General features: G+C 74.2%; 23 protein-coding genes and 1 pseudogene. 11 read left to right on the forward strand and 13 right to left on the reverse strand.

Annotation, left to right across the window (positions count from 1 at the left end; genetic code table 11):
- Window positions 1-45: 45 nt before the first annotated feature.
- From amrb99_RS40855 to dmpG, 3 genes are read left to right on the forward strand one after another with little or no spacing between them, the layout of a single operon-like run.
- Window positions 46-900 carry a 2-keto-4-pentenoate hydratase gene (locus tag amrb99_RS40855; protein ID WP_190866698.1) on the forward strand — a complete coding sequence of 285 codons (855 nt, stop codon included), beginning with the start codon at window positions 46-48 and terminating at the stop codon, window positions 898-900.
- Complete coding sequence (locus amrb99_RS40860; RefSeq protein WP_190866700.1) at window positions 897-1,793, forward strand: acetaldehyde dehydrogenase (acetylating); 897 nt, start codon at window positions 897-899, stop codon at window positions 1,791-1,793. Before amrb99_RS40855 ends, amrb99_RS40860 begins: the two co-directional genes overlap by 4 nt.
- Window positions 1,790-2,824 carry a 4-hydroxy-2-oxovalerate aldolase gene (dmpG, locus tag amrb99_RS40865; protein ID WP_190866702.1) on the forward strand — a complete coding sequence of 345 codons (1,035 nt, stop codon included), beginning with the start codon at window positions 1,790-1,792 and terminating at the stop codon, window positions 2,822-2,824. The genes amrb99_RS40860 and dmpG overlap by 4 nt, the downstream gene beginning before the upstream one ends.
- 32 nt (window positions 2,825-2,856) lie before the next feature.
- Here the strand turns inward: dmpG and amrb99_RS40870 are convergent, their stop codons facing one another.
- The 7 genes from amrb99_RS40870 to hsaA all read right to left on the reverse strand — a co-directional run bounded on the left by amrb99_RS40870 (window position 2,857) and on the right by hsaA (window position 9,833).
- Window positions 2,857-3,513, reverse strand: coding sequence for an HAD family hydrolase (locus tag amrb99_RS40870; RefSeq protein WP_190866704.1), 657 nt, complete (start codon window positions 3,511-3,513; stop codon window positions 2,857-2,859).
- A gap of 294 nt (window positions 3,514-3,807) precedes the next feature.
- On the reverse strand, window positions 3,808-4,920 hold the full coding sequence (locus tag amrb99_RS40875; protein ID WP_190866706.1) for an NDMA-dependent alcohol dehydrogenase: 1,113 nt from the start codon (window positions 4,918-4,920) through the stop codon (window positions 3,808-3,810).
- Window positions 4,921-5,035: 115 nt separating this feature from the next.
- On the reverse strand, window positions 5,036-5,266 hold the full coding sequence (locus tag amrb99_RS40880; RefSeq protein WP_190866708.1) for a hypothetical protein: 231 nt from the start codon (window positions 5,264-5,266) through the stop codon (window positions 5,036-5,038).
- 2 nt (window positions 5,267-5,268) lie between these two features.
- Window positions 5,269-6,417, reverse strand: coding sequence for a Rieske 2Fe-2S domain-containing protein (locus tag amrb99_RS40885; protein WP_190866710.1), 1,149 nt, complete (start codon window positions 6,415-6,417; stop codon window positions 5,269-5,271).
- Window positions 6,414-8,114 (reverse strand): FAD-dependent oxidoreductase, encoded by a 1,701-nt coding sequence (locus amrb99_RS40890; RefSeq protein ID WP_190866712.1) that lies wholly within the window; start codon window positions 8,112-8,114, stop codon window positions 6,414-6,416. Before amrb99_RS40890 ends, amrb99_RS40885 begins: the two co-directional genes overlap by 4 nt.
- Before the next feature lie 13 nt (window positions 8,115-8,127).
- A complete protein-coding gene (locus tag amrb99_RS40895; protein ID WP_190866714.1) occupies window positions 8,128-8,616 on the reverse strand; it encodes a flavin reductase family protein in 489 nt (162 codons plus the stop codon).
- Window positions 8,613-9,833, reverse strand: coding sequence for a 3-hydroxy-9,10-secoandrosta-1,3,5(10)-triene-9,17-dione monooxygenase oxygenase subunit (hsaA, locus tag amrb99_RS40900; protein WP_241756413.1), 1,221 nt, complete (start codon window positions 9,831-9,833; stop codon window positions 8,613-8,615). Before hsaA ends, amrb99_RS40895 begins: the two co-directional genes overlap by 4 nt.
- Before the next feature lie 147 nt (window positions 9,834-9,980).
- On the opposite strand from hsaA, the gene amrb99_RS40905 reads away from it, so the two are divergent.
- Both amrb99_RS40905 and amrb99_RS40910 read left to right on the forward strand, forming a co-directional pair.
- Window positions 9,981-10,769, forward strand: a complete 789-nt coding sequence (locus tag amrb99_RS40905; protein WP_190866716.1) for an IclR family transcriptional regulator — start codon at window positions 9,981-9,983, stop codon at window positions 10,767-10,769.
- A 100-nt stretch (window positions 10,770-10,869) separates the two neighbouring features.
- Window positions 10,870-11,775 (forward strand): tyrosine-protein phosphatase, encoded by a 906-nt coding sequence (locus amrb99_RS40910; RefSeq protein WP_190866718.1) that lies wholly within the window; start codon window positions 10,870-10,872, stop codon window positions 11,773-11,775.
- Window positions 11,776-11,789: 14 nt separating this feature from the next.
- Here the strand turns inward: amrb99_RS40910 and amrb99_RS40915 are convergent, their stop codons facing one another.
- Window positions 11,790-12,524 carry a glucose 1-dehydrogenase gene (locus tag amrb99_RS40915; RefSeq protein ID WP_190866720.1) on the reverse strand — a complete coding sequence of 245 codons (735 nt, stop codon included), beginning with the start codon at window positions 12,522-12,524 and terminating at the stop codon, window positions 11,790-11,792.
- Window positions 12,521-13,663 (reverse strand): LLM class flavin-dependent oxidoreductase, encoded by a 1,143-nt coding sequence (locus tag amrb99_RS40920; RefSeq protein WP_190866722.1) that lies wholly within the window; start codon window positions 13,661-13,663, stop codon window positions 12,521-12,523. The genes amrb99_RS40915 and amrb99_RS40920 overlap by 4 nt, the downstream gene beginning before the upstream one ends.
- Before the next feature lie 101 nt (window positions 13,664-13,764).
- Between amrb99_RS40920 and amrb99_RS40925 the strand changes: the two genes are divergently transcribed.
- The gene (locus amrb99_RS40925) at window positions 13,765-14,415 is read left to right on the forward strand and encodes a PadR family transcriptional regulator (protein WP_206700298.1); all 651 of its coding nucleotides are present in this window, start codon (window positions 13,765-13,767) and stop codon (window positions 14,413-14,415) included.
- Here the strand turns inward: amrb99_RS40925 and amrb99_RS40930 are convergent.
- Window positions 14,405-14,929 carry a flavin reductase family protein gene (locus amrb99_RS40930; protein WP_190866726.1) on the reverse strand — a complete coding sequence of 175 codons (525 nt, stop codon included), beginning with the start codon at window positions 14,927-14,929 and terminating at the stop codon, window positions 14,405-14,407. The genes amrb99_RS40925 and amrb99_RS40930 overlap by 11 nt on opposite strands.
- A gap of 116 nt (window positions 14,930-15,045) precedes the next feature.
- Between amrb99_RS40930 and amrb99_RS40935 the strand changes: the two genes are divergently transcribed.
- The gene (locus amrb99_RS40935; protein WP_190866728.1) at window positions 15,046-16,629 is read left to right on the forward strand and encodes a FadD3 family acyl-CoA ligase; all 1,584 of its coding nucleotides are present in this window, start codon (window positions 15,046-15,048) and stop codon (window positions 16,627-16,629) included.
- On the opposite strand, the gene amrb99_RS40940 is transcribed toward amrb99_RS40935, so the two are convergent.
- Window positions 16,630-17,250, reverse strand: coding sequence for a PadR family transcriptional regulator (locus tag amrb99_RS40940; RefSeq protein WP_190866730.1), 621 nt, complete (start codon window positions 17,248-17,250; stop codon window positions 16,630-16,632).
- Window positions 17,251-17,360: 110 nt separating this feature from the next.
- On the opposite strand from amrb99_RS40940, the gene amrb99_RS40945 reads away from it, so the two are divergent.
- Together amrb99_RS40945 and amrb99_RS40950 are read left to right on the forward strand one after the other, a co-directional pair.
- Window positions 17,361-18,119, forward strand: coding sequence for a glucose 1-dehydrogenase (locus amrb99_RS40945; protein ID WP_190866732.1), 759 nt, complete (start codon window positions 17,361-17,363; stop codon window positions 18,117-18,119).
- A gap of 2 nt (window positions 18,120-18,121) precedes the next feature.
- Window positions 18,122-19,072 carry an alpha/beta hydrolase gene (locus amrb99_RS40950; protein ID WP_190866734.1) on the forward strand — a complete coding sequence of 317 codons (951 nt, stop codon included), beginning with the start codon at window positions 18,122-18,124 and terminating at the stop codon, window positions 19,070-19,072.
- A 208-nt stretch (window positions 19,073-19,280) separates the two neighbouring features.
- On the opposite strand, the gene amrb99_RS40955 is transcribed toward amrb99_RS40950, so the two are convergent.
- Window positions 19,281-20,111 (reverse strand): PIG-L family deacetylase, encoded by an 831-nt coding sequence (locus amrb99_RS40955; protein WP_347257067.1) that lies wholly within the window; start codon window positions 20,109-20,111, stop codon window positions 19,281-19,283.
- A 50-nt stretch (window positions 20,112-20,161) separates the two neighbouring features.
- On the opposite strand from amrb99_RS40955, the gene amrb99_RS40960 reads away from it, so the two are divergent.
- The gene (locus amrb99_RS40960; RefSeq protein ID WP_190866736.1) at window positions 20,162-21,325 is read left to right on the forward strand and encodes a glycosyltransferase family 4 protein; all 1,164 of its coding nucleotides are present in this window, start codon (window positions 20,162-20,164) and stop codon (window positions 21,323-21,325) included.
- A gap of 198 nt (window positions 21,326-21,523) precedes the next feature.
- Window positions 21,524-22,036: pseudogene (locus tag amrb99_RS53510) on the forward strand (phosphatase PAP2 family protein); the annotation flags it as partial.
- Between the two features lie 59 nt (window positions 22,037-22,095).
- Here amrb99_RS53510 and amrb99_RS40965 read toward each other — a convergent pair.
- A complete protein-coding gene (locus amrb99_RS40965; RefSeq protein WP_190866738.1) occupies window positions 22,096-23,235 on the reverse strand; it encodes a lysylphosphatidylglycerol synthase transmembrane domain-containing protein in 1,140 nt (379 codons plus the stop codon).
- Between the last annotated feature and the right edge of the window lie 187 nt (window positions 23,236-23,422).

The raw sequence follows: 23,422 nt of genomic DNA on the forward strand, positions 1-23,422 counted from the left end.
CGCCGGCGCGGAAGGCTCGTCGCAGAGACGACGAAAGGAACGGCCATGGACCCGGGCTCTGCTCCTCCCGAGGGGGGACGACACCCCACGCCCGCCGGCCCGGCTGCGCCGGAATGGGTCGAGAAGGCCGCCGGCGCGCTGCTCGACGCGTACGCCACCGGCGTCCCGATCCCGCCCCTCACCGCGTCGCACCCCGACATGTCGGTGGACGACGCCTACGCGATCCAGCGCGCCCAGGCGGACGCGTGGACCGCCGCGGGCGCCCGGATCAAGGGCCACAAGGTGGGCCTGACGTCGGCCGCGATGCAGCGCCAGATGGGCGTGGACCAGCCGGACTTCGGCATCCTGCTCGACTCGATGTTCCTGCCGGAGAGCGCCCCGATCGACGCGGGCCGCTTCCTGCAGCCGCGGGTGGAGCCGGAGATCGCGTTCGTGCTGGGCCGGCCGCTGTCCGGGCCGGGCGCGACGGCCGCCGACGCCGTCGCCGCGGTGGAGTACGTGCTGCCCGCGCTGGAGGTCATCGACTCCCGGATCGCGGACTGGAAGATCACGCTGCCGGACACCATCGCCGACAACGCCTCCAGCGGCGGCCTGGTGCTCGGCACCCGGCCCGTCCGCCTCGGCGACCTCGACCTCGCGCTGATGGGCTGCCTGCTGCACCGCGACGGCGTGCTGATCGACACCGGCGCCGGCGGCGCGGTGCTGGGCTCGCCGATCAACGCGCTGGTGTGGCTGGCCAACGTGCTCGGCGAGCGCGGCGTCGCGCTGGAGCCCGGGCACGTGGTGCTGCCCGGCTCGATCACCGCGGCCGTCCCGGTCGCGCCCGGAGAGACGCTGACGGCGACGTTCGCCGGGATCGGTTCGGTCACCGCCCGGTTCGGAAAGGAGGAGCTCACATGAGCAAGCTGACGGCCGCCATCGTCGGGCCCGGCAACATCGGCACCGACCTGCTGGTCAAGCTGACGCGCAGCGAGCTGATCGACGTCCACTCGATGGTCGGGGTGGTGCCCGAGTCCGACGGCCTGGCCCGCGCCCGCAAGATGGGCGTGCCGGCGTCGGCGGAGGGCGTGGACTGGCTGCTGGACCAGCCGACGCTGCCCGACCTGGTGTTCGAGGCGACGTCGGCGAAGGCGCACCTCGCCAACGCCCCGCGCTACGAAGAGGCCGGGATCACCGCGATCGACCTGACGCCCGCCGCGGCGGGCCCGCTGGTGTGCCCGCCGGTCAACCTGGACACGGTGTCGGACGCGCCGAACCTCAACATGATCACCTGCGGCGGGCAGGCGACGATCCCGATCGTGCACGCGGTGTCGTCGGTCGTCCCGGTGCCGTACGCGGAGATCGTCGCGTCGATCTCCTCGCGGTCCGCCGGCCCCGGCACCCGCGCGAACATCGACGAGTTCACCGAGACCACGGCGCGCGCGATCGAGCAGGTCGGCGGCGCGGTCCGGGGCAAGGCGATCATCATCCTGAACCCGGTCGACCCGCCGATGATCATGCGGGACACGGTGTTCTGCGCGATCCCGTCGGACGCCGACACCAAGGCGATCTCCGCGTCGATCGAGAAGATGGTCGCCGAGGTCGCCACGTACGTGCCGGGCTACACGCTGCGCGCGGAGCCGCAGTTCGACGAGCCCCGCGACATCTGGAACGGGATGGCCCGCGTCGCGGTGTTCCTGGAGGTCCGCGGCAACGGCGACTACCTCCCGCCGTGGGCCGGCAACCTCGACATCATGACCGCGGCCGCCGCCCGGGTGGGCGAGCAGCTCGCGCGCAGGAAGGTCACCTCATGACGGAGCAGACGGCGGAGAAGATCCGCATCACCGACTCGACGCTGCGGGACGGCAGCCACGCGATGGCGCACCGCTTCACCGAGGAGCAGGTCCGCGGCGTGGTGCACGCCCTGGACAGCGCGGGCGTCGAGGTCATCGAGGTGACGCACGGCGACGGCCTCGGCGGCTCGTCGTTCAACTACGGCTTCTCGCTGGAGGACGACGTCAAGCTCGTCGCCGCGGCCGTGGACGAGGCGACGCAGGCGAAGATCGCGGTGCTGCTGCTGCCGGGCCTCGGCACGGTGAAGGACCTGAAGATGGCGCACGACGCGGGCGCGTCGGTGGCCCGGGTCGCGACGCACTGCACCGAGGCGGACGTGTCGCTGCAGCACTTCGCCGCGGCCCGCGAGCTCGGCATGGAGACCGTCGGGTTCCTGATGCTGTCGCACCGGGTCGGCCCGGAGGAGCTGGCGAAGCAGGCGCGGATCATGGTGGACGGCGGCGCGCAGTGCGTGTACGTCGTCGACTCGGCGGGCGCGCTGGTGCTCGGCGAGGCGCAGGAGCGGATCAGCGCGCTGGTCAAGGAGATCGGGCACGAGGCGCAGGTCGGCTTCCACGGCCACCAGAACCTCTCCCTCGGCGTCGCCAACTCGGTGCTGGCGCAGCAGAACGGCGCCCGGCAGATCGACGGGGCGCTGTGCGCGCTCGGCGCCGGCGCGGGCAACTCCCCCACCGAGGTGCTGGTCGCGACGTTCGAGCGGCTCGGCATCCCGACGGGCGTGGACGTGCAGGGCGCGATGGCCGCCGCCGACGACGTGGTGAAGCCGTTCCTGCACCGGCTGCCGTTCGCGGACCGCGGCGCGATCACGCAGGGCTACGCGGGCGTGTACTCCAGCTTCCTGCTGCACGCCGAGCGGGCGGCGGAGCGCTACGGCGTGCCGGCGCACGAGATCCTGCAGAAGGTCGGCGAGGCCGGCTACGTCGGCGGCCAGGAGGACATGATCATCGACGTGGCACTGCAGCTCGCCGCCGAGCGCGACCGCGCGTCCTGACCGGTCCCGGTCCCTCAGGCCCGGGAGCCCGCTCAGGCGAGCGGGCTCCCGTCCAGATCGTCGAGGAGGGCGCGGGGGTCGTCGTAGACGGCCGCCGCGCCCGCCTCTTGCAGCTCCTCCCGGCTCCATCCGCCGCTGAGGACGCACGCGCACGGCATCCCGGCGCGCGCGGCGGCCTCGACGTCCCAGCGGGTGTCGCCGACGAACACGGCGCGCCCGGCGGGGACCCCGGCGCGCTCCAGTGCCAGTTCGACCAGGTCGGGGGACGGTTTGCTGGCTCCGACCTCCGATGACGAGGTGGCCTCGTCGATCGCGTCGTCGGCGTCCAGGGCCGCGCGCAGCGCCTTCAGCTCGGGGGTGGCCGCGGAGCTCGCCAGCACGACGCGGCGGCCGCGGCGGTGGCAGGCGCGCAGCAGGTCGGCGGCGCCGTCGAACGGCTTGAGCCGCGTCCAGTACTGCGCGTAGAGGGCGCTGTGCGCCGTCCGGATCGCGTCGTCGGCGTCGCGGTCCCGGTCGCTCGGCAGCAGGTGGTCGAGCAGCTTGTCCGAGCCCATCCCGATCGCCCGGTGGACGCTCGCCATCGGGACGGTGTGGCCGTGCTGCAGGAACGCCTGCCACCACGTCGTGGCGTGCAGGTAGTTGGTGTCGACCAGCGTCCCGTCGACGTCGAAGAGCACAGCATCGATCATGCCGGGGCCCTACCCGGCAGGCGCCGGGGGAACCGGCGCCGGCCGCACCGTTGGGCGCGCGTGCGGCCGGCGTCGGGGCTTCGGCGGCGGGCGTCCGGGACGCCGGACCGGTCCGTTGCCCGGAACTCTAGGCGCACTTTGGCGACACGCCAATAGCTGTTGGCGCATCGCCAATAACGAATCCGCTGGCTCCGGCGGCGCGACCGACCTGGGAGGCCGCGGCGCGCGTCACCGCGCGCAAGCGACCGCCCCGCGGCCGGAGCCGCGGGGCGGTGGGCGGACGGGGCCGGCGCGTCAGTGCTCGTGCACGATGACGCCTCGGATGTTCTTGCCGTCACGCAGGTCCTGGTAGCCCTCGTTGACCTGGTCGAGCGTGTACCGCTTCGTCACCAGCGCGTCCAGGTCGAGCTTGCCCTGGTCGTACAAGCGCAGCAGGCGCGGGATGTCGTACTGCGGGTTCGCCGACCCGAACAGCGTGCCCTTGATCGTCTTCTCGAAGAGCGTGAGCACCGCGCCGGACACGTGGATCGTCAGCTTCTCCGGATGGGCGAGCCCGGTCACCACGAGCGTGCCGCCCTTGCCGATGACGTTGAACGCGGCGCCGACGACCTCCTCGTCCACCACGCCGACGGTCACCAGCGCCTGGTCGGCGCCCTGCCCCCAGGTCAGCTCCATCACCTTGGCGAGCGCCTCGTCAGCGTCGCCGAACGCGTGGGTGGCGCCGAGCTCGACGGCCTTGTCCCGCTTGAACGCGACGGGGTCGACCGCCACGATGTTGGCCGCGCCCGCGTGCCGGGCGCCCTGGACGGCGTTGATGCCGATGCCGCCGATGCCGAACACCACGACGGTGTCGCCGGGCCGGACGCCGCCCGCGTACACCGCGCTCCCCCAGCCGGTCGGGACGCCGCAGCCGACCAGCACCGCCGTCTCCAGCGGCAGCCACTCGTCGACCTTCACCACCGAGTGCTGCGAGACCGTCGCGTACTGGCTGAACGTGCCGATCATGCACATGGCGCCGTAGTCCTCGCCGCCGCCGTGGAAGCGGAACGTGCCGTCGGGCAGGTCGCCGTTCAGGATGGTGGCGCCCATGTCGCAGATGCTCTGCCGCCCCGTCGAGCAGTACCGGCACGTCCCGCAGTTGGGGATGAAGCTGCACACGACGTGGTCGCCTGGCGCGACCTTGGTGACGCCGGTGCCGACCTCCTCGATGACGCCGGCGCCCTCGTGCCCGCCGACGATCGGGAACCGCGGCACCAGGTCCCCGTCGGTGAGGTGCAGGTCGGAGTGGCACAGGCCGGCCGCGACGTAGCGGATGAGGACCTCGCCGTCCTTCGGCCCGTCCAGGTCGAGCTCGGTGATCTCGAACGGCTTGCCGGGTCCCGCGAGTACTGCTGCCCTGGTCTTCACGCGCCTGACCTCCGGTCCGTGAGTGAGGTACCTCACAACGTAACCCCGCGGGCGGTCCCCGGAAAGGGCGCGGGCCGGGGCGGGGCGCGCCCGGCGAGCCGGACGCGCCCCGCCCTCACTCCGGGTTCTCGATCCGCACCAGGCCCTCGGCGACCGCCCACTCGATGGACGCGCGCAGCGCCCCGCAGTGCCGGATGCGGGCGCCCGGCTCCCCGGCCGCCACCCGCGGGGCGATCTCCCCGCAGGCGGCGCCCGCCGCGGCGGTCCACTGCACGCTGGTGTGCGGCGGGCTCTTCTTCTCGACCAGGACGCGGGCCCCGCACGCCCGGCACTCGACCGGCTGCACCGCTAGCTCCGCATCGACTCGGGGACCGTCGAGAACAGCACGCCGTTCGCCACGTTCTCGGCGACCTCCTCGCGCCACGTCTCGACGGCGCGGGAGGTGTCGATCTCGAACTCGAACCGGTCGGTCATCTCGGGCGTGACGTCCTCGACGTCCACGTAGAACTGCTTGTACCAGCGGCGCAGCTGGTAGACGGGGCCGTCCTGGTCGCACAGCAGCGGGTTGTCGATCGCGGTCTTGTTCTTCCAGATCTCGACGTCCTGCATGAAGCCGAGCCCGACGCCCTCGGCGACCTGCGCGGCGGTCGCGTCGGCCTCCTCGGCGGACATGCCGGGGAACTTCTTCACGATCACGCCCCACTGGAGCATGAAGGACGTCGGGCTGATCGGGTAGTGGCAGTTGATCAGGACGGTCTCGACCGTCATGTCCTCCGCCTTGTTCCACAGGTAGTCGATCATGTAGGACGGGCCGTAGTAGGCGGCCTCGGACTTCTGCTCGATCTTCTGCGGCGGGCCCGGCACGAACCCGAGGTAGGCGTCGTCGCGGGACGTCCCGTCGAAGAACTGGGTGGCGACGTGGCCCTCGAAGACGTTCTTGAAGTACGTCGGCAGCGCGTAGTGGATGTAGAAGAAGTGCGCCATGTCCACGACGTTGTCGACGATCTCGCGGCAGTGCGAGCCGTCCACCCGGAGCGTGTTCCAGGTCCAGTTGCTCCACTCGTCGCTGAACGCGCCCTCGATCCGCGGGATCGTCACCTCGGGCGGCGGCGGGTTGCCCTGCGGGTCGTTCCAGACGAACAGCTGCTTGTTCTCCTCCAGCACCGGCCACGCGCGGGTGCGGGCGCCGCGCGGCGCGCGCTTGGCGTAGGGGATGCCGGCGCACTTGCCGTCGCCGCCCCAGCGCCAGTCGTGGAACGGGCAGGCGATCACGTCGCCCTTGACGGTGCCCTGGGTCAGGTCGCCGCCCATGTGGGGGCAGTAGCCGTTGAGGACGTTCAGTTTGCCGTTCTCGCCCTGGAAGACGACGAGCTTGGTACCGAACGCCTCGACGGCATGCGGCCGGCCGTCGCGGAACGCGTCGGCCAGGCCGAGGCAGTGCCAGCCCCGGGCGAACCGCTCCGGGGGCGGGGCGGCCTCGATGACGCGGTGGTTCATGACGTGCCTCCTTGCGCGGCCGGCTCGTCGCCGGCGGCCTCGACGGTGGCTGCTTGCTGGGCGATGTGGGTGGCGGCGGCGTAGCCGAAGGTCATGGCGGGGCCGATGGTGGCGCCGGGGCCGGGATAGGTCTCGCCGGTCACCGCCGACGAGCAGTTCCCGGTGGCGTACAGGCCCTCGATGGCGGACCCGTCCGCGCACAGCACGCGGGCGTCGGCGTCGGTGACGAACCCGCCCTTGGTGCCGATGTCGCCGGGGACGACCGGGACCGCGTAGAACGGGCCCTTCTCCAGCGGCGCGAGGTTCGGGTTCGGCAGCGTCGGGTCGCCGTAGTAGTTGTCGTAGGCGCTGTCGCCGCGCCCGAAGTCGGCGTCCTTGCCGGCGCGCGCGAACGCGTTGAACCGCTCGAAGGTCGCTTCGAGCCGCCCGGCGGGGACGCCGATCGCGGCGGCGAGTTCGGCGGGCGTGCTCCCGGTCCTGAGGAAGCCGCTCTCCCGCCACTTCTTCGGGAACGGCTGGCCGGGGAACAGCCCGACGAACACGTAGCGGGCCTTGGCGCGCGCGTCGACGATCATCCAGGAGTCCATCGCGGGCGCGCCGTGCGCGTACATCCGGTCGACGAACTCGTGGTACGGCAGCGACTCGCGGGCGTACCGCTCGCCGTTCCCGTCCACGATCACCATGGACGGGATGGCGCGGTCGGCGACCAGGAAGAACAGCCTGCCGTCCGGGGTCGGGACGGACGGCGCGCCCCACACCTTGTCCATCAGGTCGACGGCGGCGCCGAGCCGCAGCCCGGCGCGGAGCGTGTCGCCGGTCTGGCCTTCGGCGGCGTGCGTCCACTCCGTGCTCGTCGGGGACGGGAGGTACCGCTCGCGCAGCGCCTGGTCGTGGGAGAACCCGCCCGCCGCGAGGACGACGCCGCGCCGCGCGCGGACCGTCACGTCCCGGCCGCCGCGGCGGACCGTGACGCCCGCGACCCGGCCGTCCTCGACCACCAGGTCCCGGAACGGGCTGGACAGCCACAGCTCGCCGCCCGCCTCGGCGAGGGCGAGCCGCAGCCGCGCGACCAGCGCCTCGCCGAGCGACAGCAGGCGGCGTCCGGTCAGCAGGGCGCCGACCGCGCGGAGGCCGACGCGCGCCGACGCCCGCTTGCCCTGCCACGTCCGGGTGACCATGTTGATCTTGCCGAAGTCGGCGGAGGTCATCGTCAGCCCGTAGGTGGGGAGCCCGGCGCGGCGCATCTTCGCGAATTCGGGGCCGAGCTTGCGGCCGTCGACGATGCACGGCTCGACGGACCGTCCCTCCGGCTTCCCTCCCGGCGCCTCCGGGTAGTAGTCGGAGTAGCCCGGCGTGTACGCGAACCGCACCCAGCGCGTCCGGTCGCGCAGGAACCGCAGCATCTCCGGGCCGCGCGTCAGGTAGGCGTGCTTGCGCTCGCCGGGGACGCGGTCGCCGACCGTCGCGTCCATGTACGCGCGGGCGTTCTCCAGCGTGTCGCGCTGCCCGGCCTCCTCCAGGTAGAGGTTGTTCGGGATCCAGACCGCGCCGCCGGACAGGGCCGTGGACCCGCCGTACCGGTCGGTCTTCTCCACGACGAGCGCGGTCAGGCCGCGCGCCCGGGCGGTGACCGCGGCGGTGAGGCCGCCCGCGCCGGAGCCGACCACCACGACGTCGTACTCGTGTTCTCGTTCCATGTTCCTTCTCCGGCTAGTGGAAGGCGCCGGCGGCGTAGTCGCCGCGGAAGTACAGCAGGGGGCCGCGGTCGCGCCGGTCGTGCAGCTCGCGGACGGCGCCCACCACGATGAGGTGGTCGCCGGCCTCGTGGACGTCCTCGATCGCACAGTCGATCGCCGCGAGCGCCCCGTCAAGGTGCGCGGTGCCGTGCGGCGAGGCCGTCCAGCCGACGCCGGCGAACTTGTCGGAGCCGCTCACCGCGAACGCCCGGCACACCTCCCGCTGGTCCTCGGCGAGGACGTTGACGGCGAAGCGGCCGGTCGCGGCGATCCGCGGCCAGCTCGTGGACGTGCGGGCCACGCAGAACATGACCAATGGCGGGTCGAGCGACAGCGACGCGAACGACTGGCAGGCGAGGCCGGCCGGGATCCCGTCGCCGTCCACCGACGTGACGACGGTGACGCCGGACGCGAAGCGGCCGAGCACGTCCCGGAACCCGGCTCCCGAATCCGGACCGCTCATACCATCGTGTCCGTCACCTCGAAGCCCAGCGCGCCCTGCCCGTACAGGGTCAGCGCCCGCTCCGGGTCGTTGACGGCGTGGACGCGCCCGGCGTGCGCGTCGCGCCAGCCGCGCTGCACCGGGTGGCCCTCCTTGAGCGCGTGGCCGCCCGCGTTCTCGAACAGCAGGTCGACGGCCCGGATCGCGCGGGCGGTCGCCATCACCTGGTCGCGGCGGGTGCGCAGCCGCAGCTTCAGCGAGAACTCCCGGCCCGCCTCGGCCGCCGCCGTCAGCTCCCGGATGTTGCGCTCCATCAGCGTCCACGCGGCGTCGATCTCCCCCGCGGCGGTGGCGATGCGGACCTGCGCGTGCGGGTCCTCGGCCACCTTCTGACCGCCGTAGGAGACGCGGATGCGCTCGCGCGTCGCCTTCAGGTAGGCGTCCAGGGCGCCCTGCGCGATGCCCGCGATCGGCATGCTGATCGTCGTGGAGAACACCGCCGCGAACGGCAGCCGGTAGAGCGGCGCCTTGTTGACCTCGTGGCCGGGGCAGTCGCACGCGGAGGTGTCGGTGAAGCTCAGCGTCCGGTGCTCGGGGACGAACGCGTCCTCGACGACGATGTCGTTGCTGCCGGTGCCGCGCAGCCCGATGGTGCGCCAGACGTCGTCGATCCGGTAGTCGGCGCGCGGCAGCAGGAACGTCCGCATGTCGACGGGGTTGCCGTCGGGTCCGGGGACGAGCCCGCCGAGGAACACCCAGTCGGCGTGGTCGCACCCGGAGGAGAAGCTCCACCGGCCGCTGACCCGGAACCCGCCGTCCACCGGCGTGATCTTCCCGGTCGGCGCGTAGGACGAGGAGATCCGCGTGTTCGGGTCGGCGCCCCACACGTCCTCCTGAGCCCGGACGGGGAACAGCCCGAGCTGCCAGGGGTGCACCCCGACGACCGAGGCGACCCAGCCGGTGGACCCGCAGGCCGCGGAGATCTCGCGGACCGCGGTGTAGAACGTCACCGGGTCCGCCTCGTGGCCGCCGAACGCCTTCGGCTGCAGCAGCCGGAAGAACCCCGTCCCGGCCAGCTCCTTGATCGTGGACTCCGGGACCCGGCGCGCCTCCTCGGCCTCGCCGGCTCGTGCCGCGATCGCGGGCACGAGGTCGCGCACCGCCTCCAGAACCTGCTCGCTCATGCGGGTCCCCTGCGGGGGGACGACCCCCCGCACCCCCCGGTTCGCTTCGCTCATGCCTGCTCCTTGCTCGGACATCCGTCCCCCCGGCGGCCGGTCAGGGTGATCCGGCTCACCCGGGAGTTGCGTGCACGCTAGGCATGGTGTTCCAATTAGAAATACCAACTTCCCGCTGAGCGGGAGACAAGCCGGGAGGAACAGCCCATGCCGGCACCCGCCGCGGCGTCCGCGCCGCCCCTGGAGTCCTCGATGCTGGCCCGCGCGGCCCGCATCCTGTACTGCTTCACCAGCACGAGCCCCGAGCTGTCGATGAGCGAGGTGGTCCGGCGCACCGGGCTGCCCCGCTCCTCGGTGCACCGCATCCTCGACCAGCTCGTCCGGCTGCGCGCCCTGGAACGGACCGGGTCGCGCTACCGGCTCGGCCTCGGCCTGCTCGAACTCGGCGCGCTCGCCGTGCACCAGAACCGGCTGCGCGAGACGTCCCTCCCCCACCTGCGCCGCCTGCACGAGGCGACCGGCGCGCTCGTGCACCTCGCCGTGCTGGACGGCCCCGAGATCGTCTACCTGGAGAAGATCGGCGACGTGCCGGAGGGGCGGGTGCCCTCCCGGCTCGGCGGCCGGCAGCCCGCCTACTGCACCGGCGCCGGAAAGGCCCTGCTGGCGTTCGCCGGCGAGGACGAGCTGGCCGAGACGCTCGCCGCCGGGCTGCCCGCCCGCACCAGGTTCACGATCACCGACCCCGGCGCGCTCCGCCGCGAGCTGGCCTACATCCGCGACCACGGCGTCGCGTTCGACCGCGAGGAGGGGCACCAGGGCGTGTCGTGCGTCGCCGCGCCGCTCCGCGACGCGACAGGGCGCGCGGTCGCCGCGATCTCCGTCTGCGGGCCGCCGTCCCGGATGGACGCGCGCCGCGTCGTCCCCCCGCTGCTGACGACCGCCCGCGAGGTGTGGCGCGCCCTCTTCACCGCCGGGCCCCACCGCCGCGGCCGCTGACCGGCGGTGGTCTCCCGCTGATCGGGAAGGCGCGCGGGCGCGCCCGGCAGGGGTTCCTACGGTGTGAGCCACCTCTCACCACCCTTCCAGGAGGACCCCCATGCCTTCGATTCGTGGCGCGGGCGCCGTCGCGCTCATCGCCGGCGGCCTGCTCGTCTCCCCCGTCGCGGTCGCGGCGGCACCCGTCCCGGCCGCGGCGGCCGGCGCGGTCACATCGCCGCAGGACGCGCTGCAGGGCACCGTCAACTTCCGCGACCTCGGCGGATACCGGACGGTCTCGCACGCGCGCGTCCGGCCGGGCCTGGTGTTCCGGACGGATGCGCTGAACCGCACGACGGACGCCGACCTCGCCGCGCTGGCCGCGCTCGGCGTCCGCGAGGTCGTGGACTTCCGCACGCCGGCCGAGGTCGCGGGCGACGGCGCGGACCGGCTGCCGCCCGGCCTGGCCGTGACGGCGCGCCCGATCTCCGACGGCGGCATGTACGCGGCCGTGAACGCGGCCATCGGGTCGAAGGACCCGGTCAGGCAGGAGGCCGTCCTCGGCGGCGGGCGCGGCGCCGAGACCATGCGCGTGCTCTACCGGACCTTCGTCAGCGACGCCGGTTCCCGGGCCGCGTTCGGCCGGACGCTGCGCGACCTCGCCGACCCGTCGCGGACGCCGCTGGCCTTCCACTGCACCAGCGGCAAGGACCGCACCGGCTGGATGAGCTACCTGCTGCTGCGCGCGCTCGGCGTCCCGGAGAATACCGCCCGGAACGACTACCTCCTGTCGAACCGGTACCGGCAGGACGCCGACGCCGCCACGCGGGCGCAACTGAAGGCTGCCGGGTACATGCAGGACCCGGACCTGCTCATCCCGATCCAGGAGGTCCGCGCCGACTACCTGGACGCGGCGCTCGACCAGGTGCGGCGCTCGTACGGCACGCTCGACCGCTACCTGCGCGCCGGACTCGGCCTCGACGCCCGCACCGAGTCCCGCCTGCGCCACCGCCTCCTCGCCCGCTGACGGAGCGGGCGGGGTCAGCCCGTGGTCAAGCCGCCGTCGACCGGTAGCTCGGCGCCGGTGATGTAGGCGGACGCGTCCGAGGCCAGGAAGAGGACGAGGCCCGCGACGTCCTCGGGGACCCCGGCGCGGCCGAGCGGCACCCGCGGCGCCTTGCCCGGGCCGCGCTCCACGCCGATGCTCGCGATCATCGGGGTGTCGATGACGCCGGGATGGACGGAGTTGACGCGGATCCCGTCGGCGGCGAGGTCGAGCGCGGCGGAACGGGTCAGTCCGCGCAGCCCGGACTTGCTCGCGCCGTAGGCGGAGTGGCCGCGGATGCCGCGCAGCCCGGCCGTGGACGAGATGTTCACGATCGACCCGCCGCCCCGCGCGCGCATGGCGGGCACCACCGCCCGGATGCCGAGGAACGGCCCGACGAGGTTGATCCGCAGGATCTCCTCGAAGTTCTCGCGGGTCTCCTCGGCGACCGGGGCGGTGCGCCAGACCGCGGCGTTGTTGACCAGCACGTCCACGCCGCCGAACGCCTCCTCCGCGACGCCCGCGACGCGATCCCAGTCGCCGGCGGACGTCACGTCGTGCCGGACGAAGCGGGCGGCGTCCCCAATGGACGCCGCCACCGCCGCGCCCTCGTCCTCCCGCACGTCGGTGAGCACGACCCGGGCGCCGGCCTCGGCGAACGCCCGCGCCTCGGCCTCGCCCTGCCCGCGCGCGGCGCCGGTGACGATCGCGACCTTCCCGTCGAGCCTCATCCGCGGGACCCGGCCGTCCGCTCGGCGGCCCGGAAGTGCGGGATGACGGTCTCGCCCCACTGGCGGATCGTCTCCATGCACACGTCCTGCGGGACGGTGCCCATCTGGATCAGGCACATGATCTCGTCCACGCCGATGTCGGCGAGCCGCTGGACGTACTCGATCGCGTAGTCGGCGGTGCCGTAGGCGTGCTCGGCGTTGAAGGTGCCGGTGTCCTGCGGACGGGCCGGGATGTTGGCCTCGTTGAGCTTGGCGACCAGCGCCTCCTTGTCGCGGGCGAGCGCGGCGATGTTGTCGTCGTCCTCGGTGTCCTCGGCGGGGGCGGGGCCGTTGCCGTACCAGTGCGCGATGGCCTCGGCGAAGAACCGCTGGCCGCGCGCGCCGATCCGGAGGGCGCGGTCGCCGTCGTCCAGGACGGTCGTCGGGCACAGCGCCACGAACTTGTCGGTGGTCTCGGTGCTGACGAGCCGCTCCGGGGTGCGCGTCCGGACGGTGTCCCAGTAGAGGTCGTACATCTCCTTGACCTCCTCGGGACCGGCGAAGCCCATCACCAGCGCGCCGACGCCGAGCGCGGCGGCGAGCCGGACCGTGTCGCGCTTCGAGCAGGCCATGTAGAGCGGCGGGTGCGGGGTCTGCACGGGCCGCGGCAGGATCTTCGCCGGGCCGACGTCGAGCAGGTCGGTGTGCCAGTCGACCTCGTCCTTGCGCCAGGCGTTGGCGAGGAACCGCAGCGACTCCTCCATCTGCGGGTAGGTCGCGGACGGCTCGACGCCGTACATGCCCATCTCCATGCGGGTGGAGCCGCGCCCGCCGCCGACGTCGAGCCGGCCGCCCGACAGCGCGTCCAGCATCCCGACCCGCTCGGCCACCCGGACGGGGTGGTTGTAGTTGAACGGCATGCAGATCACGCCGTGCCCGATGCGGATGCGGGACGTCCGCGCGGCGACCCAGCTGAGGAAGATCTCGGACGCGGTCATGTGGGCGTAGCGCTCGAGCCCGTGGTGCTCCACGGCCCACACGCGGTCGAAGCCCATCTCCTCGCCGTAGACGGCCTGCTCGACGCTGTCGAGCAGGAGCCGCCGCTCGCGCTCGGGGGTCGGGTTCGCCAGCTGGGCCTCGAAGATCATCGAGAACTGCATCGGGGGGCACCTCCAGTATTCCGGTTCGAAATATTCCTAACAGATATATGCCGCCGCCGCCACATGACCGTCCGGCATATAGCGGCGACTACGCTGGCCGGGTGAGCGACACGGCACCGCATGGCGGCACGGCAAAGGGCGGCACGGCGAAGGACGCGGCGGCGGGGGACGCGACGCCGAACCTCCCGCCGACCAGCTGGGCCGTGCTCGGGCTGCTCTCCTTCGGCGAGGAGCTGTCGGGCTACGACCTGAAGAAGTGGGCCGACTGGAGCCTCAAGTTCTTCTACTGGAGCCCCTCGTACAGCCAGATCTACGGCGAGCTGAAGCGGCTGGAGAAGATCGGGTACGCCACGTCCCGCGTCGAGCTGACCGAGAGCACCCGCGGCAAGCGCGTGTACGCCATCACCGAGGAGGGCATGGCCGCGGTGTCGCGCTGGGCGCGCGAGGCGCCCGTCGAGCCGCCCGTCCTCAAGCACGGGGTCATGCTCCGGACCTGGCTCGGCCACCTGATGGAGCCGGCCCGGCTCCGCGAGATCCTCCGGCAGCACGGCGAGTACGCCGAGAAGATGAGCCGGCGCGCGGCGGCCGACGCCGGCGGCGCCGCCGAAGTGGCCGAATGGGCCTACCCCGAGCTGGTGCTGCGCTGGTCCCAGCGCTACTACGAGGCCGAGCGCGAGCTGACCCGCCGGATGCTCGCCGACCTGGACGAGATCGCCGCCGAGTCCGCGAAGGACGGGCCGCTCACCTCCTGAGCGCATGGCCGAAGCCGCCGCGGAAGAACAGCAGCGGCCGCGCGGCCCGCACGGCGGCGAGGTCGCGGACCCGCCCGATCACGATGGAGTGGTCGCCGCCCGGCAGTTCCCGCTCGACGTCGGCCTCGATCCACGCCAGCGCGCCGTCCAGCAGCGGCGAGCCGCCCGGTGCCGGCGTCCAGGACACCCCGGCGAACTTGTCCCGGCCGGCCATCGCCCGGCACAGCCCGCCCTGATCCGCGGCCAGCACGTTCACCGCGAACCGGCCCGCCGCGCGCACCCTCGGCCAGGTCGTGGACGCCGCGCCCGGGCAGAAGCACACCAGCGGCGGGTCCAGCGACAGCGACGAGAACGACTGGCAGGCCATGCCGACCGGCTCGTCCCCGTCCATCGCCGTGACCACCACGACGCCCGTGCAGAACGCGCCGAGGACCCGGCGCATACGCTCCGCGCCGACCTGCCCCGCCGCTCCCTCCGCTCCCGCCGTCTCCTCCATCGTCGCGTGCGCCGCCATGCGTCCTCCTGATGCACCGAAGCGAAATATTTCTAATAGAAACATTCCGATTAGAAGCATCCCTGTGGTTCCATGTCAAGGCGCCCGGTCACCCCCGTCCGGCCCGAAGGAGCGACATGCCACCCCACCCCGCCCCCGCCACGATCCCCGCGCTCGTGCGGCACGCCGCCCGCGTCCACGGCGACCGCGAGGCGCTGGTGACCGAGACCGCGCACGGCCCGGTCCGCCGGACGTTCGCGCAGCTCGGCGCCGATGTCGAGGCGGCGGCGCGGGCGGCGGCCGGCGCCGGCGTCCGGCCCGGCGACCGGGTGGCGATCTGGGCGCCGAACAGCGCGGAGTGGATCGTCGCGGCCCTCGGCCTGGTGAGCGCGGGCGCGGTGCTCGTGCCGCTCAACACCCGCTACCGGGCCGCCGAGGCGGCCGACATCCTGCGCCGCAGCCGCGCCACCGCGCTGTTCACGGTGCGCGGCTTCCTCGGCAACGACTACCCGGCGATGCTGGCCGCCTCCGGCGCCCGCCTGCCCGATCTCAGGCTGACCGTGCTGCTGGCGGGCGAGCCCGACGGCACCGCCGTGAGCTGGGCCGATCACCTCGCCGGCGGAGCCGCCGTGAGCGCGGACGAGGCGCGCGAGCGGGCGGACGCGGTGCGCGCCGAGGACGTGTGCGACATCGTCTTCACCTCCGGCACCACCGGACGCCCCAAGGGCGCGATGTCGACGCACGGCCAGACGCTCCGCGTCTTCGAGGCGTGGAGCGCGGTCGCCACGCTGCGGCCGGGCGACCGGTACCTGCTGATCAACCCGTTCTTCCACACGTTCGGCTACAAGGCGGGCGTGCTCGCGTGCCTGCTGAACGGCGCCACGATGCTGCCGGAGGCGGTGTTCGACGCCGAGCGGGCGGCGCGGCGGCTGGCCGAGGAGCGGGTCACCGTGCTGATGGGCCCGCCGACGGTCTTCTCGTCGCTGCTGGCGCTGCCCGATCGGCCGCCGCACGCGCTGCGGCTCGCGGGGACGGGCGCGGCCGACGTGCCGGTCGACCTCGTCCGCCGGATCCGCGCCGAGCTGGGCGTGCCGGACGTGTTCACCGCCTACGGGCTGAGCGAGGCCGCCGGTGTGGTGTCGGTCTGCCCGGTCGACGCCGACGCCGAGACCGTCGCGCGCACCACCGGCCCGGCGCTGCCGGGCACCGAGATCCGGATCGCCGCGACGGACGGCCGGCCGCTGCCGCCCGGCGAGACCGGCGAGATCCTCGTGCGCGGCTACAACGTGATGAAGGGCTACCTGGACGATCCGGACGCGACCGCGCGGGCGGTCGACGCGGACGGCTGGCTGCGCACCGGCGACTGCGGCCGCCTCGACGAGCGCGGCTACCTGACCGTCACGGGGCGGCTCAAGGACATGTTCGTGGTCGGCGGGTTCAACGCCTACCCGGCGGAGATCGAGGGCGTGCTCGTCCGCCATCCGGCGGTCGCCGACGCGGCGGTCGTCGGGGTGCCGGACGAGCGGCTCGGCGAGGTCGGCGCCGCGTACCTGGTCCTGCGGGACGGCGCGGACGGGGCGGTCGGCGGCGAGGAGCTGACCCGCTGGCTGCGCGAGCGGCTCGCCAACTTCAAGGTGCCCCGGCACTTCCACGTCGTCGACGAGCTGCCGCGCAACGCGAGCGGGAAGGTCGTCAAGCGGGACCTGCGGGAGCGGGCGTGATCAGCCGGGGGCCTGGGTGGGCGTGCCCGCGGGCGGGACGGCCCGCCCGGAGGCGAGCAGCTCGTCCAGGTCGGCGAGCATCTGGTCGGCCAGGTCGCGCTCGGCCGCGTAGTAGCGGGTCGCCCAGCGCGCCACCAGTTCGGGATAGGCCCAGCCGGACACGGACGCGGCGTACGAGCGGGAGTACTCCGCCTCCTCCAGCAGCCGCTGGGCGTCGTCGCGGTGCTCGGTCACGATCTGGCGGAGCCGCTCGGGCGTGGCCAGGTGGCCGAGCCACACGCGCAGGGCCGTCCCGTGCTTGAGGACGGGCGGCTCGACCGGGGCCCGCTCGACCCAGCCGCTGAGCGCGTCGCGGCCGGCGGGGGTGATGGTGTAGACGCGCCGGGACCGGCCGTCGGCGGCGGTGCCGAGCCGCGACTCGGCGTACCCGACGCGCTCCAGCCGCTTGAGCTCGGTGTAGATCTGGCTCATCGCGGGGCTCCAGTAGAAGAACCGCAGGATGTGCTCGGCCCACTGGCGGATCTCGTAGCCGGTCAGAGCCTCGCCGAAGGACAGCACGCCGAGCACGGCCCACGCGGTCGCGGGCAGCCGTTCGCCGGGCGGTTCGGAGGGGCGCGCCATGGCGACCAGCCTAGCCACCCGCCGGGGTCTGACGCGTCACACCCCGACACTTGATGTTCCAATTTGGAATACGCTGCAGAGAAAGCGCACGTCAGAGCAAGGAGAGGGACATGTCCGGACTGCGGGACAAGGTAGTGATCGTGACGGGCGGGGCCCGGGGCCTGGGCGCCGCGGCCGCCGCGCGGATGGCCCGGGACGGCGCGCGGATCGTCGTCACGGACCTGCTGGAGGAGCCGGGCGCCGCGACCGCGGCCGAGGTCGGCGGCCTGTTCATGCGGCACGACGTCACCGAGCGGGACGGCTGGCGGGCCGTCACCGAGGCGGCGCTCGGCGCCTACGGCCGGATCGACGGGCTGGTCAACAACGCCGGCATCGCGTCCAACTCGCTGATCGAGAACGAGTCCCCCGAGTACTTCGAGAAGGTGCTGAGGATCAACCTGTTCGGGGTGTTCCTCGGCATGCAGGCGGTGATCGAGCCGATGCGGGCGGCGGGCGGCGGCTCCATCGTCAACATCTCCTCCGCGGCCGGGCTGACCGCGCTGCCGCTGACCTCCGGGTACGGCGCGTCCAAGTGGGGCGTCCGCGGCCTCACCAAGATCGCCGCGACGGAGCTCGGCCGGCACCGGATCCGGGTCAACTCGGTGCACCCCGGCATGACCTACACGCCGATGACCGCCGAGCACTCCACCCTGGGCGAGGGCGGCTTCCCGCTCGCCGCGCTCGGCCGGGTCGGCGTGCCCGAGGAGATCGGCGAGGCGGTGTCGTTCCTGATCTCGGACGCGGCGGCCTACGTGACCGGCGCCGAGCTGGCCGTGGACGGCGGCTGGACCGCCGGCGAGGTCGTGATGATGGCGCAGGCGGCCGGCTGACCATGCCGCTCGACCCCCGCGCGCAGAAGATCGCCGCCGCGATGACGGCGGGCTTCCCCCCGATCGGCGCCGAGGTCACCGACGCGGCGCGGGCGCGGCGGCTGCTGGCCGCCGCGCCCGGTCCCGACCTCGAACCGATCCCCGTCGCCCGGACCGAGGACCGGACCCTGCACCCGGACCAGGGCGACCTGCCCGTCCGGATCTACTGGCCGGACGGCGCCGCACCGCACCCGGTCACGGTGTTCTTCCACGGCGGCGGGTTCACCCTCTGCGGGCTCGACAGCCACGACCGGTTCTGCCGGATCCTCGCGTCCGGTGCCGGGACGATCGTGGTCTCGGTCGACTACCGGCTGGCGCCCGAGCACCCGTTCCCCGCCGCGGTCGAGGACGCGCGGGCCGCCGTCGCCTGGGCGCACGCCAACGCCGCGTCGCTCGGCGGCGATCCCGATCGCCTCGCGGTGGCCGGCGACAGCGCGGGCGGGAACCTCGCCGCGGTCGCGTGCCTCGCCGCCCGCGACGGGGCGGGCCCGCCGATCGCGTTCCAGGCGCTGGTCTACCCCGTGACCGACGCGGGGCAGGACACCCCGTCCTACCGCGAGCACGGCGAGGGGAAGTTCCTCACCGCGGCGCACATGCGCTGGTACTGGGAGCAGTACCTGGACGACCCGTCCGACGCGGACCACCCGTACGCCTCGCCGCTGCGGGCCCCGGACCTGTCCGGCCTGCCTCCGGCCTTCGTGCTCACCGCCGAGTGCGATCCCCTGCGGGACGAGGGGGAGGCGTACGCGGCGCGGCTCGCCGAGGCCGGCGTCCCCGTCGAGGTCCACCGGATCGAGGGCGCCTTCCACGGCATCTTCGGCCTCGACCACGTGCTCCCGGCCGCCGTCGAAGCACGCCGGCTGACCACGGGCGCGCTCCGCGCCGCGCTCGGCACCGGGGCCGGCAGGACGTAGCGGCGCGTCCCCGCTCAGGGCGCCCCCGGCACCAGCGCTTTGCCGCGATAACGATCTACTACGTGGGTTGTAGTAGATTGGAGGGAAGCGTACGTGAACGAGGCTTGGGGCTGCCGTGACGGGGGCGAGCGTGACGGGCCCGTGCGCCGCCCGCCCGGGACCGGCCGCGCCGGCCATGGCGACGACGCCTGCGGCCGTGCCGCCGGTGTCAGCCGCTCCGGCCGGGGGCGTCGCGCAGGGTCGCGAAGATGTCGTCGAGCAGGGGGCGCGCGGGCGTCCGGCCGTGCTCGACGTACCACTCGTGGCCGAGCGCCCAGCGGAACACCGGCCGGGGAAGCCTGAGCAGCACCGCCAGCGTCCGGACGCCCGTGTCGGCTCCGGCCTGCGTCGCGTGGGCCGCCATCGCCGCGCGCTTCTGGCGGGCGAAGCGCCGCACGTCCACCCGGTGGGTGAGCGCCTCGGGGGCGCTGTAGGCGGCGGCGAACCGGGACGGCGAGAAGTCCGCGGGGACGCCCGGCAGCCGGGCGACCAGCGCGAGCGCGCGGCGCAGCAGCCGCCGGTCCACCGTGGCCTCCAGCACGACGCGGGTACCGGCGAGCTCGGCCGCGCGGGTGCCGACGCGGTGCACCTGCACATGGTCGGGGTGCCCGTACCCGCCCGCCGGGTCGTAGACGGTCAGGACGTCGGCGCCCTCCTCGTCCAGGATCGCGGCCAGCCGCGCGGCGGCCTCCTCCACGTCGGCGTGCGCGAAGGAGCCGGGGGCGCCCGACGGATCGGACGCCATGCCGGAGTCGGCGTAGCCGAGCCATTCGACGCGGGCGCAGCCGAGCGCGCGGGCGGAGTCGCGGAGCTCGGCGACGCGCCGCTCGCCGAGCCGCCCGTCCTCGCGGTCGGCGGACGCCGCCAGGCCCGCCTCCCCCACCGTCGCCATGACGAGGACGACCCGGTGGCCGCCGGCGGCCGCGCGGGCGAGGGTCCCGGCGGTCAGCAGCGCCTCGTCGTCGGGGTGGGCGTGGAAGGACACCAGCGTGTACGGCACCGGTCAAGTGTGCCGGAGGGGAACGCGGGCCCGGCGCGGGGAGCCCGGCGATGAGGATCGCGCACCTGACGGACTACTACCTGCCGCGGCTGGGCGGGGTGGAGATGCACGTCCACGATCTGGCGACCCGGCAGCAGGAGGCGGGCCACGACGTCACCGTGATCACCTCGTCGGCGCGCCCCGCCGGGCTCCGGCGCCGGGACCCCGCGATGCGGGAGGACCCGAACGGGCCGCGCGTGCTGCGGCCCACCGAGCGGATGGCGTTCCCGACGACGCTGAACCCCGGCGGGATCGTGGCGGGCCGGCGGCTGGCGCGGTACGGCAAGTACGACGTCGTGCACGTGCACGCGGGCCCGTTCACCCCGCTGGCCGTCGCGGGCGCCACGCTGGCCGCCCGGATCCCGACCGTGGTGACGGTGCACTCGCTGATCTCCTACATGGAGCCGGCGTTCCGGGTCCTCGACGCGGCGACGGGCTGGTCCGCGCTGCCGGCCGTGTGGACGGCCGTGAGCGACACCGCGGCCGAGCCGGTGCGCCGCCTGGTCTCACCCGCCCCGGTGTTCGTGCTGCCCAACGGCATCGACGCGCAGGAGTGGCGGGTCGATCCGCTGCCCCGCACGCCGGGCGAGGTGCTGGTCGTCGCCGTCATGCGGCTGGCGCCGCGCAAGCGGCCGCACCACCTGCTGCGGATACTGCGGCGGGCGCGGGCGGCGCTCGGCCCGTCCGCCGGGCTGCGCGCGGTGATCGTCGGAGACGGGCCCGAACGCCGCTCCATCGACCGCTACCTGCGCCGGCACGCCATGACCGGCTGGGTCGAGCTGCCCGGACGGCTGGAACGCGACGGGATCCGGGCCCTGTTCCGGCGCGCCGACCTGTTCGTCGCCCCCGCCGTACTGGAATCGTTCGGCATAGCCGCCCTTGAGGCGCGGTGCGCGGGCCTGCCCGTCATCGCGCGCACCGAGGGCGGCATCGGGGAGTTCGTCACCGACGGCCAGGACGGCCTGCTGGCCGCGAGCGACGGCGCCATGGCCGACGCGATCGTCCGGCTGGCGTCCGACGAGGCGCTGCGGGCCCGGATGGCCGCCCGCGCCCGCGCGGTCCAGCCGCCGGTGACCTGGCCGGGCGTGCTGCGCCGCACCGAGGACCTGTACGGCCTGGCCATGGAACGGCTGGACAGGGCGCCCGACGGGCGGCCCGAGAGAAGGGTGGGCTGAACCGTCCGCGCGTTGCTCCCGCGCCCCGCGGCGCACGACACGGGCCCGCGCGCCGCCGGAAGGCCGCGCCGCAGGAGGCCGTGGCTCGTCGGCGAGCTGCTGATCGTGCTGGTGCTGCTGAAGGTCTACGACTACGTGCGCTCGCTCGCCGACGCGCGGCACGGTGCGGCGCTCGCGCACGGCCGGGACGTCCTCGCCGTGGAGCGCGACCTGCACCTGGACGTCGAGCTCGGGCTGAACAGGTGGCTGACCGGGCATCACGGCATGGCGTGGGCCTCCGTCGAGTGGTACCAGCGGGCGCACATCGGCGTCACGCTGACCGTCCTCGCCTGGTGCTACATCGCCGGGCCGGACCTCTACCGGCCCGCGCGCAACGCCCTCGTCCTGACGAACCTCGCCGGGATGACGGTCTTCTTCGTCCTGCCGGTGATGCCGCCGCGGCTGCTGCCGGGCGCGGGGTTCGCCGACTCGGTGGCGCTCGCCGGTTTCGGGACGACGCACGGCGGCCCGGTGCCCGCCGACCAGTACGCGGCGATGCCGTCCCTGCACCTGGCCTGGGCGACGTGGGTGGTGGCGGTGGCGGTCGCGCTCCTGCGCCGCCACCGGGCGCGCTGGCTCGCGGCGCTGTACCCCGTGACGACCGCGTTCGTCGTCATGGCGACCGCCAACCACTTCCTGCTGGACGTCCTCGCCGGGATGGCGGTGACGGCGGCGGCGGTCCTCGCGACCGGCCTGGTGTGGGCCGGGAACGGGACGGTCCGCGCGGGCGGTCAGATGATCCGGCGGCGCAGCAGGACGGCGAACACGCAGGCGCCCGGCAGCAGCGGCAGCCAGACGGTGATCAGCCGGTACCCGACGACCGCGCCGAGCGCTGCGGCCGACGGCACGCCCGCCCACACGAGCCCGGCGACCAGCACCACGTCCAGCCCGCCGATGCCGCCGGGCGAGGGCACCAGGGCCGAGACCGAGGAGACGACGAGGTAGACCACGACGACGCTGGTCACCGTGATCGGGACGGACAGGCTGCGCAGCACCGCGAACAGCACGAGGCCGTGCAGGAGCGGCGAGGACAGCGAGCCGAGCCACAGCGCGGTGGCGCGCCCGGGGTGCCGCAGGACCATGCCGAGCCCGGCGAGCTCGTGCCGCAACTGCCGCCCGCCCGCCGCGACGCGGGACCGCAGGACGCGGGCGAAGCGGGCCGGGCGCAGCCACACCAGCGCGACCGCCGCGGCGACGACGGCGGCCGCGAGGCCGCCCTCGATCCACGGGTTCCCGGCGACGGCGGCGGCGACCTCCCGGGGCCGCGGCCAGTGCCGCTCCCCCAGCATGCCGAGCGCGGACGGGACGCCCGCGACGGCGACCGCGAGCAGCAGCAGGTGCGTCACCAGCCCGGCCAGCGAGTTCAGCCCGACCGAGCCCATCGCGGCGCCCCGGGTCAGCCCGCAGCGCCGCAGGAACCGCACGTTGATCGCGATCCCACCCGACCCGGCGGGCAGCAGCTGGTTGGCGAAGGACGCGGCGACCTGCACCGCGAACAGCCGGCCGACCGGAGGCCGCACCGGCATCGAGCCGAGTTGGGTGACGGTGCCCACGCACCACATCGCGGCGGTGGCGAGCGCGGCGAGCAGCAGCCAGGCCCGGTCGGCGCCCATCAGGCTCTCGCCGCCCGCGTCGAGCGCGACCCGGTGCATGAGCGCGAGAACGACGACCGCGCCCGCGACCGCGGTGCCCAGCACGACGCGCGGCACCGACGCCTCCGCCGACAGGACCCGCCCGAGGGCCGCGAGCACCGCGCGCGGGGAACCGGGCGTGCGCGCCGAGCCGGGCGTGCGCGGGGTCGCGCGGCGGCGGCCCGCCGGGGCGTCCGGTCCCCCGCGGGCCGCGTCCTGATCAGCTCCGGAAGGTGTCACTCTCCGCCCCGTCCGCTCGAACGTCCCCTGCTCCGGCCCCGTGCGCGCCCTGCCCGGCCGCGTGCCCCGCCGGCGCCGCCGCCGCGTCGGTCACCGCGTCGAGCGCCGCGTTCTGCACCGCCAGGTGGGCGACCCAAGACGATCAACCCGCTGCTCGGCGACACCTGCTTCATCGGAAGCGACGCGG

It is taken from the genome of Actinomadura sp. RB99 (assembly GCF_014706005.1).
GTDB lineage: Bacteria > Actinomycetota > Actinomycetes > Streptosporangiales > Streptosporangiaceae > Spirillospora.

Excerpts from the sequence above, each read along its gene's own strand:
- amrb99_RS40920 (WP_190866722.1), bottom strand. The coding sequence starts at position 13,663 with ATGCAGTTCTCGATGATCTTCGAGGCCCAGCTGGCGAACCCGACCCCC.
- amrb99_RS40885 (WP_190866710.1), bottom strand. The coding sequence starts at position 6,417 with ATGAACCACCGCGTCATCGAGGCCGCCCCGCCCCCGGAGCGGTTCGCC.
- amrb99_RS40860 (WP_190866700.1), top strand. The coding sequence starts at position 897 with ATGAGCAAGCTGACGGCCGCCATCGTCGGGCCCGGCAACATCGGCACC.
- amrb99_RS40855 (WP_190866698.1), top strand. The coding sequence starts at position 46 with ATGGACCCGGGCTCTGCTCCTCCCGAGGGGGGACGACACCCCACGCCC.
- amrb99_RS40915 (WP_190866720.1), bottom strand. The coding sequence starts at position 12,524 with ATGAGGCTCGACGGGAAGGTCGCGATCGTCACCGGCGCCGCGCGCGGG.
- amrb99_RS40940 (WP_190866730.1), bottom strand. The coding sequence starts at position 17,250 with ATGGCGCGCCCCTCCGAACCGCCCGGCGAACGGCTGCCCGCGACCGCG.
- amrb99_RS40930 (WP_190866726.1), bottom strand. The coding sequence starts at position 14,929 with ATGGCGGCGCACGCGACGATGGAGGAGACGGCGGGAGCGGAGGGAGCG.
- amrb99_RS40870 (WP_190866704.1), bottom strand. The coding sequence starts at position 3,513 with ATGATCGATGCTGTGCTCTTCGACGTCGACGGGACGCTGGTCGACACC.
- dmpG (WP_190866702.1), top strand. The coding sequence starts at position 1,790 with ATGACGGAGCAGACGGCGGAGAAGATCCGCATCACCGACTCGACGCTG.
- amrb99_RS40950 (WP_190866734.1), top strand. The coding sequence starts at position 18,122 with ATGCCGCTCGACCCCCGCGCGCAGAAGATCGCCGCCGCGATGACGGCG.
- amrb99_RS40960 (WP_190866736.1), top strand. The coding sequence starts at position 20,162 with ATGAGGATCGCGCACCTGACGGACTACTACCTGCCGCGGCTGGGCGGG.
- amrb99_RS40895 (WP_190866714.1), bottom strand. The coding sequence starts at position 8,616 with ATGAGCGGTCCGGATTCGGGAGCCGGGTTCCGGGACGTGCTCGGCCGC.
- amrb99_RS40935 (WP_190866728.1), top strand. The coding sequence starts at position 15,046 with ATGCCACCCCACCCCGCCCCCGCCACGATCCCCGCGCTCGTGCGGCAC.
- amrb99_RS40910 (WP_190866718.1), top strand. The coding sequence starts at position 10,870 with ATGCCTTCGATTCGTGGCGCGGGCGCCGTCGCGCTCATCGCCGGCGGC.
- amrb99_RS40905 (WP_190866716.1), top strand. The coding sequence starts at position 9,981 with ATGCCGGCACCCGCCGCGGCGTCCGCGCCGCCCCTGGAGTCCTCGATG.
- hsaA (WP_241756413.1), bottom strand. The coding sequence starts at position 9,833 with ATGAGCGAAGCGAACCGGGGGGTGCGGGGGGTCGTCCCCCCGCAGGGG.
- amrb99_RS40890 (WP_190866712.1), bottom strand. The coding sequence starts at position 8,114 with ATGGAACGAGAACACGAGTACGACGTCGTGGTGGTCGGCTCCGGCGCG.
- amrb99_RS40945 (WP_190866732.1), top strand. The coding sequence starts at position 17,361 with ATGTCCGGACTGCGGGACAAGGTAGTGATCGTGACGGGCGGGGCCCGG.